Source organism: Pectobacterium peruviense (genome assembly GCF_002847345.1).
GTDB classification, from domain to species: Bacteria; Pseudomonadota; Gammaproteobacteria; order Enterobacterales; family Enterobacteriaceae; genus Pectobacterium; species Pectobacterium peruviense.
Genome location: NZ_LXFV01000004.1, coordinates 46,134 through 55,165, shown reverse-complemented (window position 1 = coordinate 55,165; position 9,032 = coordinate 46,134). Strand labels below are relative to the sequence as shown.

At 51.3% G+C, this 9,032-nt stretch carries 8 protein-coding genes; 6 read left to right on the top strand and 2 right to left on the bottom strand.

The annotated features are described in order from the left end of the window. Positions 1-983, bottom strand: a 983-nt coding sequence (locus A0G03_RS04160; RefSeq protein ID WP_101749487.1) for an ABC transporter substrate-binding protein, incomplete at its 3' end; no start/stop codon positions are given. A gap of 326 nt (positions 984-1,309) precedes the next feature. Between A0G03_RS04160 and A0G03_RS04155 the strand changes: the two genes are divergently transcribed. Genes A0G03_RS04155 through cuyB form a run of 6 tightly spaced genes read left to right on the top strand, consistent with a single transcriptional unit; the run spans position 1,310 to position 6,747 of the window. Beyond that, on the top strand, positions 1,310-2,332 hold the full coding sequence (locus A0G03_RS04155; protein ID WP_048261120.1) for a malate/lactate/ureidoglycolate dehydrogenase: 1,023 nt from the start codon (positions 1,310-1,312) through the stop codon (positions 2,330-2,332). 58 nt (positions 2,333-2,390) lie between these two features. After that, positions 2,391-3,419 carry a taurine ABC transporter substrate-binding protein gene (locus A0G03_RS04150; protein ID WP_048261118.1) on the top strand — a complete coding sequence of 343 codons (1,029 nt, stop codon included), beginning with the start codon at positions 2,391-2,393 and terminating at the stop codon, positions 3,417-3,419. A 6-nt stretch (positions 3,420-3,425) separates the two neighbouring features. Continuing rightward, entirely contained in the window at positions 3,426-4,199 is a 774-nt protein-coding gene (locus A0G03_RS04145) for an ABC transporter permease (RefSeq protein WP_011093109.1), read from the top strand. Continuing rightward, positions 4,196-4,999, top strand: coding sequence for an ABC transporter ATP-binding protein (locus tag A0G03_RS04140; protein ID WP_048261116.1), 804 nt, complete (start codon positions 4,196-4,198; stop codon positions 4,997-4,999). The genes A0G03_RS04145 and A0G03_RS04140 overlap by 4 nt, the downstream gene beginning before the upstream one ends. 21 nt (positions 5,000-5,020) lie before the next feature. After that, positions 5,021-6,034, top strand: coding sequence for a D-cysteate sulfo-lyase (gene cuyA, locus A0G03_RS04135; protein WP_048261113.1), 1,014 nt, complete (start codon positions 5,021-5,023; stop codon positions 6,032-6,034). After that, positions 6,031-6,747 carry a cysteate racemase gene (gene cuyB / locus A0G03_RS04130; RefSeq protein ID WP_048261111.1) on the top strand — a complete coding sequence of 239 codons (717 nt, stop codon included), beginning with the start codon at positions 6,031-6,033 and terminating at the stop codon, positions 6,745-6,747. Before cuyA ends, cuyB begins: the two co-directional genes overlap by 4 nt. Before the next feature lie 260 nt (positions 6,748-7,007). Here the strand turns inward: cuyB and A0G03_RS04125 are convergent, their stop codons facing one another. After that, complete coding sequence (locus A0G03_RS04125) at positions 7,008-8,348, bottom strand: anaerobic C4-dicarboxylate transporter (RefSeq protein WP_039296103.1); 1,341 nt, start codon at positions 8,346-8,348, stop codon at positions 7,008-7,010. Positions 8,349-9,032: the final 684 nt, after the last annotated feature.

Genomic DNA, 9,032 nt, shown 5'->3' with positions numbered 1-9,032 from the left:
ACCTTCCAGGAGGCGGCTTTGTTTTTCAACACGCCAAGCTGTTGCAGCTTTTCGGCATAAACGTAGGTGCGTTCTGGGGTGATGGTAAAATCGATCTCGGGGTCGGCGACGATGCGTTTCACCAGTTCAGGGTTCAGCTTCGATTTCTCTACCCGAATATAGGTTTCGGCCGCGGCGGCTTTATCCGCCTTGATGATCTGTGAGGCTTCTTTCAGGGCTTCATAGAAGGCGCGGTAGGTTTTCGGGTTTTCGTCATGGAATTTCTGTGTGGTGTACAGCACGTTGAACGTCGCCTGACCGCCGAGTACGTCATAAGAGCTCAGAATTTTGTGCACATTGGCATGCTCCAGCGCCTGATATTGGAAAGGTGGGCTGGAGAAATGAGCATTGATTTCGGAACCACCTGCGATAAGTGCCGCGCTGGCATCGGGATGCGGCAGGCTGACGGAAATCTTGTCGAAGCGTTTGAAATCTTGTGCGCCGTAGAGTTTCGCCGTTTCGATTTGCAACGTGCGTGACTGGAATCCGACGCCTGCGGCAGGTACTGCGATACGATCTTTATCGCTCAGGTCGCGGATAGATTTCACCGCCGGGTTATTGCTGAGTAAATAGTTGGGCATGGAACCGAGCGAGGCAATAGCTTTCACATTCTGGCGACCCTGCGTGCGATCCCATACTGTCAGCATTGGTGGAACACCCGCGGAGGCCACATCCAGTGCGCCGGAAAGCAACGCTTCGTTAATCGCCGTCGCGCCAGAAAGCGTGCGCCAGTCTACCTTGATATCCAGCCCTTGCTGCTTACCGTGCTTTTCTATCAGGCTCTGGTCGCGCACCACATCCAGAATCAGATAACCAATGCCAAACTGCTGTGCAATGCTAATGGTGCCTTCCGCATTCGCACCAAATGCCGTTAACGTCAGGCCAATCATGGCGGCAAGGCGTGTGAAACGCGTCGATTTTTTCGCGGGTAGTGAGTGATTCATTATTGTTATCTCTCATGGTTAAGCAGTAATAAAAAAGGGTATGAAATAAATAATAAAAACGGCAGGTTAATATTTAAATAAATAACGTGCTGTAAATAATGTACTAAGGAAAACATCCTATTTTCTTGGGGGGTTGCTGATAAAGTGTTTTTTGGAATAAGTTAGAATAAATATGATTTATATCGGCGATGCATAAGGGAAAACAAGTAAATAACCGACTTAGCTAAATATTCGCTATAGATAGTCTTATTTGTCAGTTATGGATAAAAATCTGCGCGTTATAGTGGCTACAATATTCATTGTTATTGTGGTATGCCGAGAAAAATATGCCTGTTTTTACTCATCATTATTTACGCGATTATTTACGCGACCGACTGACAGAAAATGACGTGGACGCGGAAATTGCAGAAATTGTGGCGGATAACCTCGTCGAATCCAGCCTGAAAGGGCATGACTCGCACGGCGTGAGTATGCTGCCGCGCTATATCGACGCGATTCGAGAAGGTGGGTTATCGCCTCATGCACAGGCAGAAAAAACGCTGGATTTCGGCCCGTTAGTTTCGTTTGATGGTCAGCAGGGATTTGGGCAAGTCGTGGCGAAGCAGGCGCTGACAGAAGGGATTGAACGTGCGCAAACGCATGGTCTGGCAGTAGTTAGCCTGGCAAATGCTCACCATCTTGGGCGTATTGGCGCATGGGCGGAACAGGCCGCAGAGGTTGGGCTGGTGTCGCTGCACTTTGCCAACGTGTATACCAAACCGGTCGTGCTGCCGTGGCAGGGCCAGCAGGCGCGTTTCGGAACGAACCCATTCTGTGCCGGTATTCCGGTTGAACACGACGATCCGGTGATTCTGGATTTTGCTACCAGCGTGATTGCCGGTAATAAAGCCCGTATCGCGTGGAATGAAGGCAAATCGGTTGCGCCCGGTTGCATCGTTGATAACGAAGGTAACCCGACAGTGGATCCGCGTTGGTTGATGGAACAGCCTTTGGGTGCACTGCTACCGTTTGGCGAACATAAAGGTTCGGGGCTGTCGCTGGTTTGTTCTCTGCTTGGCGCAGCGCTGACCGGCGGGAAAACCGAACGTACGGCGAAAGGTGAGGGTAAGCAGATTATTAACAGCATGCTGTCGATTTTAATCGATCCGCAGAAATTAGGCGGTGCGGCAACCTATCAACAGGAAATTCCGGCCTTATTAGAGTGGGTGCGCCAATCCCGCAATGATAACGAATTATTACTGCCAGGCGATAAAGAAAAACAAACCTATCGCCAGCGGTTAGATAACGGGATTTTTGTCGATGACGTGAGTTGGGGACAACTATCTTATTTAGATAAAAATGTAGCCTGATGAATTAATTTATTAACTTATTTAAATTTTTACTTATTTAACGCCATAGGGAAAAACAATGAAAAATATATTGAGTGCGGTTGGTGTCGGTGGCTTGTTATTAATGACCACATCCGTACTGGCGGCAGAAAGCAACGCTCCTGAAAAGCATCCTGATGAAGTTCGTGTGGCCTACAGCGGTGGCTCACAGGTATTAGTCTTAGCCAAAGCCGATGGTTCGCTACAAAAAGCATTGGGCGCGCCAGTAAAGTGGGTACAGTTTGCTTCTGGTGCTGATGCGCTGAATTATTTCGCCAGTAATGCGATAGATATCGCCAACTTTGGTTCCAGCCCGGCGACAGCCGGTATTGTCAGAAAACTACCTGTGGAGATCGTCGGCGTCTCTGGCGTGATCGCTACGTATGAACGCCTAATTGCCAAGTCTGGCATCACTACGCTGAAAGATATCGAAGGTAAACGTGTCGCTTATCCGCCAAATTCCACGGCGCAGTACGCATTGGAAGCGGCAATCGCGGTGAATAAACTCGATCGCAGCAAGATTACCCTTATTCCGCTACGCCCGGCTGAGATGGTAGCGGCATGGAAGCGTGGCGATATTGATGCAGGTTACGTCTGGGCGCCGTTCGCGCAAGAGCTGGAAGCCTCCGCCGGACATGCGATTTTTGCGACCAAAGATCTGCAAAAAGATGGCTATCTGATTTACAACAACTACGTGGTCAGAAAGGCTTTTGCCCAGCAGTATCCAGAAACGGTGGCACGCTTCCTGCGGGTGCACCAACTGAAAGTGGATGAGTTCCGTCAGGATCCGGAAAAAGCGGCGGCAATTGTGGCAAAAGAAGTCGGTGCGCCAGTCACGACGGCAACCAATACGCTGTCAGGGCTGGAATACCCGACGCTGGAACAGCAGGCGACGGCACAATGGCTGGGTGACGGTAACAACACGGATCGGAGCGGCATCGGTCAGGCAGTCGCAAAAACGGCGCATTTTCTGGAGAGTATCGGCGAAGTTCGCCAGCGTGATATTCCTGCGTCGTTCGCCGACTCGATTAATTCCTCTTATCTAAAGCAGGCTGCAAAAGGGAATTAACGGGTCGTGAAAAGAACGTCTTATGTGTTATTGAGCATCACGTCTGTGGCGGCGGTGCTCGCGTTGTGGCAGTTGGCGGGGGCGAAGCAGTGGGTAGATCCGCTGCTGCTACCGCCGCTGTCGGATATCATTCTGACCGCCGGGGAGCTTGCGCAGGACGGCTACCGGCAGGTATCGCTATGGGAACATATTGCCGTCAGTGTCGCTCGGGCGCTGAGCGCTTTCAGCATCGCCATTATTCTTGGCGTCCCGCTTGGCCTGTTGATGGGGCTATCGCCTCCGACTGCTGCCGTTTTTAATCCTTTCGTTCAGTTTCTCCGGCCGCTGCCTAAAATTGCACTTATTCCTCTGGCGGTGGTCTGGCTGGGAATCGGTGAGGCATCCAAATTCTTTCTGATCTTCATCGCGACGTTTCTCAGCGTCGTGGTCGGTGCCTGTGCTGCAGTTGAGCGTGTGGAACGTTCTCGTATCCGCGTAGCACAAACGCTCGGTGCCAGTCGCCGACAGATCTTTTTCCACGTCGTTTTACCCGATACGTTGCCAGAATTGTTCACTACGGTGCGGCTGGCTATCGGTATCGGCTGGACGTCCTTGATTGCGGCGGAAATGGTCGCCGCTACGTCAGGCATTGGCTGGATGGTGATGAACGCCAGCGCCTATCTGCGTACCGATATCGTTATGTTGGGCATCTTATTACTAGGCGGCATTGGCTATGCGCTCGATTTGCTGTTGGTCGGTGCGCAGCGCGTCTTCGTACCGTGGGCAGGGAAATCATCATGACAGAACATGCTCAGCCTGATGCGCCACACATTGTCGTGGAACGCGTAAGCCTCACGTTTCCGTCACAAAGCGGCCCGCTAACGGTATTAGATGACGTCTCTCTCCAGATCGCCAAAGGTGAATTCGTGGTGCTGCTGGGTCCTTCCGGCTGCGGAAAGTCAACCATTCTCAACATGATCGCCGGTTTTGAAGCCGCCGATAAAGGGCGCGTGCTGTGCGGCGATGAACCTGTGCGACGTCCGGGACCCTCGCGCGGCATGGTATTTCAGCAGGCCAATTTATTTCCCTGGCTCACGGTGCTGGAAAACGTGACGTTTGGCCCACGGATGCAGGGTGCGAATAAAGCCCAGCTTCAGCGTGATGCGGAAAACTATCTGGCGCTGGTCGGGCTGGAAGGATTCCAACAGCACTATCCCTGGCAGCTCTCTGGCGGAATGAAACAGCGGGTGGCGCTGGCGCGTGCCTGGCTGCCGAATCCCGAGGTGCTGCTGATGGATGAGCCGTTTGGTGCGCTGGATGCGCAAACCCGTTTGATGATGCAGGAACTGCTGCTTTCTGCCTGGCAGAAAACGGGCACCACGCTGTTATTTGTCACGCATGACGTGGACGAAGCGCTGTTCTTAGCTGACCGGATATTGGTGATGTCCGCGCGTCCCGGTCGTATTGCGGAGGCGATCTCGCTGCCGTTTGGCCGCGAAAGAGACATTGAAACTCTGGCTCAGCATCCTGACTACGCCGCATTGAAGCAGCGTATTTTACATCGCGTTCGTGAAGAAGCGCGTCGTCACCTCAATCTGTAATCCGAATTTCAGGAGAATATTATGCATCTTGCCCGATTCCCCCGTTTATCACTGGGTCATTTTCCTACGCCGCTGGAAGTGTTGCCGAACCTGTCTGCTTATCTGGGCGGACCGACGATTTATATCAAACGCGACGATGCCACAGGGCTGGCGACCGGCGGGAATAAAACCCGCAAGCTGGAGTTCCTGTTAGCCGATGCGCAGCAGCAGGGTGCGGACGTCATCATCACGCAGGGGGCGACACAGTCTAACCATGTGCGGCAAACCATTGCGGCGGCGGCAAAGCTGGGGCTGAAAACCAAAGTGCTATTGGAAAAGCGCGTGGAGGATTATGGCGAAGATTATCAGCGCTCCGGTAACGTGCTGCTGGATAACCTGCTTGGCGGTGACATTATCGATCACCTTCCTGCGGGTACGGACATGCAGCAGGCGATGGAAACACTGGCGGAATCGCTGCGTAAAGAAGGATTTAAGCCTTATGTCATCCCCGGTGGCGGTTCCAGTCCGGTAGGCGCGTTGGGCTATGTCGCCTGTGCGGAAGAACTGTTGTTCCAGTCTAGTCAGCAGCGCTTGCGCATCGATCATATTGTTCATGCGACGGGCAGCACGGGTACGCAAGCGGGATTGGTTACCGGACTGGCGGCAACACATAGCCAGATTCCGCTGTTAGGCATCAGTGTCAGAGCGCCCAAAGCAAAGCAGGAAGAGAATGTTTACGCGTTAGCGCAGCGCACCTGGCAACTGCTGGGTATTCCGGGCGAACTGTCGCGCAGCGCTGTGCAGGTAAACAGTGACTACGTTGGCAAAGGCTATGGTATTCCCACTGAAGGAACGTTGGAAGCACTCAGACTGTTAGCGCAGTTGGAAGGGATTTTGCTCGATCCGGTCTATTCAGGAAAAGGGATGGCGGGACTGATCGATTTAATCCGTCAGGGACATTTTCGCGCCAATGAAAACATCGTCTTTATTCATACCGGTGGCTCAGCGGGGCTGTTTGGCTACCGCCAATTATTCGAAAAAACGGCAGCACAATGAGCACACCGCTGATTGGCGTGTTGGGTGGCATGGGGCCTCTGGCAACGGTCGATCTGCTGCATAAGATCGTTGAGGAAACGCCTGCCAACTGCGATCAGGATCATGTGCCGGTAATTGTCTGGAATGTGCCGCAGATACCAGACCGCCAGCAGGCGCTGGCAGGAACCGGAGAATCGCCGTTGCCGACGCTATTGCATGCTGTCCAGCAGCTTAATCGCTTATCGGTCAGCCATATCGTGGTGCCGTGTAATACGGCACACCACTGGTTTGATGCGTTGGCTGAGGCAAGTCATGCGCCGCTGGTGCATATGGCCGATGCCACGCTGCATGTCATCACACAACCTGCGAAGACAAAGAAAGTGCCGCAAAAAATCGGGCTGATCGCGACCCACGGGACGCTAAATGCCGGATGGTATCAGCAGCGTTTTGCCACGCAGCTAGATGCTGAAACCGTGGTGCCGGACGAGCAGGAAATGACCACACTCTTCGTGCCAGGGTGCTATGCGGTAAAACGCAGCGAACTCCAGCACGGTGGGCGTTTGTTAGAACAGCTTGCGGCACAGTTGGTGGAACGCGGGGCAGAGCGTCTGGTGCTGGCCTGCACGGAGGTTCCTCCTGCGCTGGAGGCGGTGGCGTCACGCTGGAGAGATATCAGCATCGATCCAACACGAGCATTGGCACAGGCCTGTGTTCGCATCTGGCAACAGAGATAAAAAAACGCATAGTGCGTTTTTGAGAGTGCTGACAAAGGTCACCAAGCGGTAGTAACGGATAGATCGTAAAGACGCTGCAAGTACTTCCCTGTAAGCTCGAGCCGCGCCATCCCTGGCGCGGACGCTTTACTCTTCTATTCCGTTACTCCCGTTTTCATTCAGTAAATAGGTTTTTCAACGCCACTTGCAATGGCTTGTGAGGGGGCGTGCCATAAAAAAGCCGCCCATTGCTGAACGGCTTTTAGGTATAGAGAACCGAATTATAGGAAGCCGTACATCGCGGCGAACACCCAACCAAATACACAAGAGGTGCTCACACCGATCAAGCCAGGAAAAATGAAGCTGTGGTTGATAACGAAACGGCCGATTTTGGTGGTGCCGGAGCGGTCGAACTGGATAGCAGCCAGATCGCTTGGATAGGTCGGCAGAATGTAATAACCATAGCAAGCTGGTGCAGATGCCACGATATACGCCGGATCCACGCCGATGGCCAGTGCAACAGGGACAATCGCCGCCAGCGCTGCCGCCTGCGAGTTAACGAACTTGGACACGATCAGCAAGATAATGGCGTAAGCCCAAGGATAGACTTTCACCAACGACCCGAGCGTGGCTTTGATCTCTTCCAGATGCGCACCGAACATGGTTTCCGCCATCCAGGCGATACCGTATACCGCGACGATGGCAATCATCCCCGAACGGAACACTTCGTTTTTCGATATCGATGACGGATTGGTTTTGGTTGCGATAATGATGATAGCGCCGGAGAGCAGCATAAACATCTGAATCACCAGCACCATCGACAGCGGCTTGCCAGCGAACACTGGGCGCAATTCTTCAACAGCACCCAGAACGGCTACCGCAGCGATGGTTGCCAAAAAGATCCACATGGCGACCCAGTTGCTGCGCGGCAATTTTCTGTCCAGCAGCGTGGCGGTATCACCATACACATACTGCTTGTTTTCTGGATCGGCGATGAATTTCTGGAAATCTTCATCCTTGTCCAGATCCTTACCGCGGAACCAACTGAAAATCCCTATCGCCAGAATACCCAGCAGGGTAGAAGGGATGGTAATAGACAGCAGGTCGAGGAAGCCCAGATGTTTACCCTGGAAGGTGAAATTAGCCAACATGGCAACCAGCGAGACAACCGCAACGGATACCGGGCTGGCAATAATCCCCATCTGTGCGCCGATTGAACTGGCAGCCATCGGCCTTTCAGGTCGAATATTATTTTTGATGGCGACATCATAAATAATCGGCAGGATGGTATACACCACGTGTCCTGTGCCGCACAGGATAGTCAGAATACAGGTGACAAACGGCGCGATAATCGAAACGTATTTTGGGTTACGTCTCAGCATACGCTCCGCGAGTTGTAGCATGACATCCAGCCCGCCTGATGCCTGAAGTGTTGCCGATGCGGCTACCACGGCAATGATAACCAGCATGACGTCAACGGGTGGTTTACCCGGTTGCAGTTTAAAGATAAAGACCAGAATAACGAGTCCGACCCCGCCTAATAAACCCAGCGCGATCCCGCCTTTTCTTGCCCCATAAAAAAGGCAGATAAGGACAATGACTAATTGAATGATGAAATCCATAGTAGCCCCATTGAATTGCTCAATATACTCGTCATACTTCAAGTTGCATGTACGTTGGCCGCGTTCACTCACCCGAATCACTTACTTGAGTAAGCTCATCGGGATTCTTTCTCTTGCCGCCTTCCTGAAACTTGAATTATTTAGAGTAGTTAATGAACTGATTAGTTAGAATTAAAATAAGTTGGTTTTTACTGCGGGTACTATATGGACGGGTTGTTATTTGTTTTCTTGATCTAAATCTATTAATTTTTACCTTTGTCCTATTTCATGAAAATAAAAGATCTCGCTCGCAATAATCATACCTTTCTGGTTTCTTTAGTTTTTTAAGTGTAATTTTAATTTATTAATGATTGAGGTGAGCGTTAGTTGGCGCAGTTGTTAATGATTGTTGGGGCGTTTTTAATAGTGATTAAATTCCTGTTTTTATTTTGTTGTGGTTTGTGTGGTTTTATTTTTTATTTTCGTTAACGATCACCACAAAAAACCATACCTTAATGCCAATCCTTCTACCTCTAATGGAGTATTTGTTCATATTTCGTTGTTTTTAAATGATTAGTTTAAAAATGATAAAATGAATCCCTTTTTGGTAATGAAGTCAACGCCAGACCATAGCTGGATAGTCGAAAAATAAAAATGGTGGCTACGTCACTGCTATTTATCTCAAGAATATAGCTAACGTGTTTT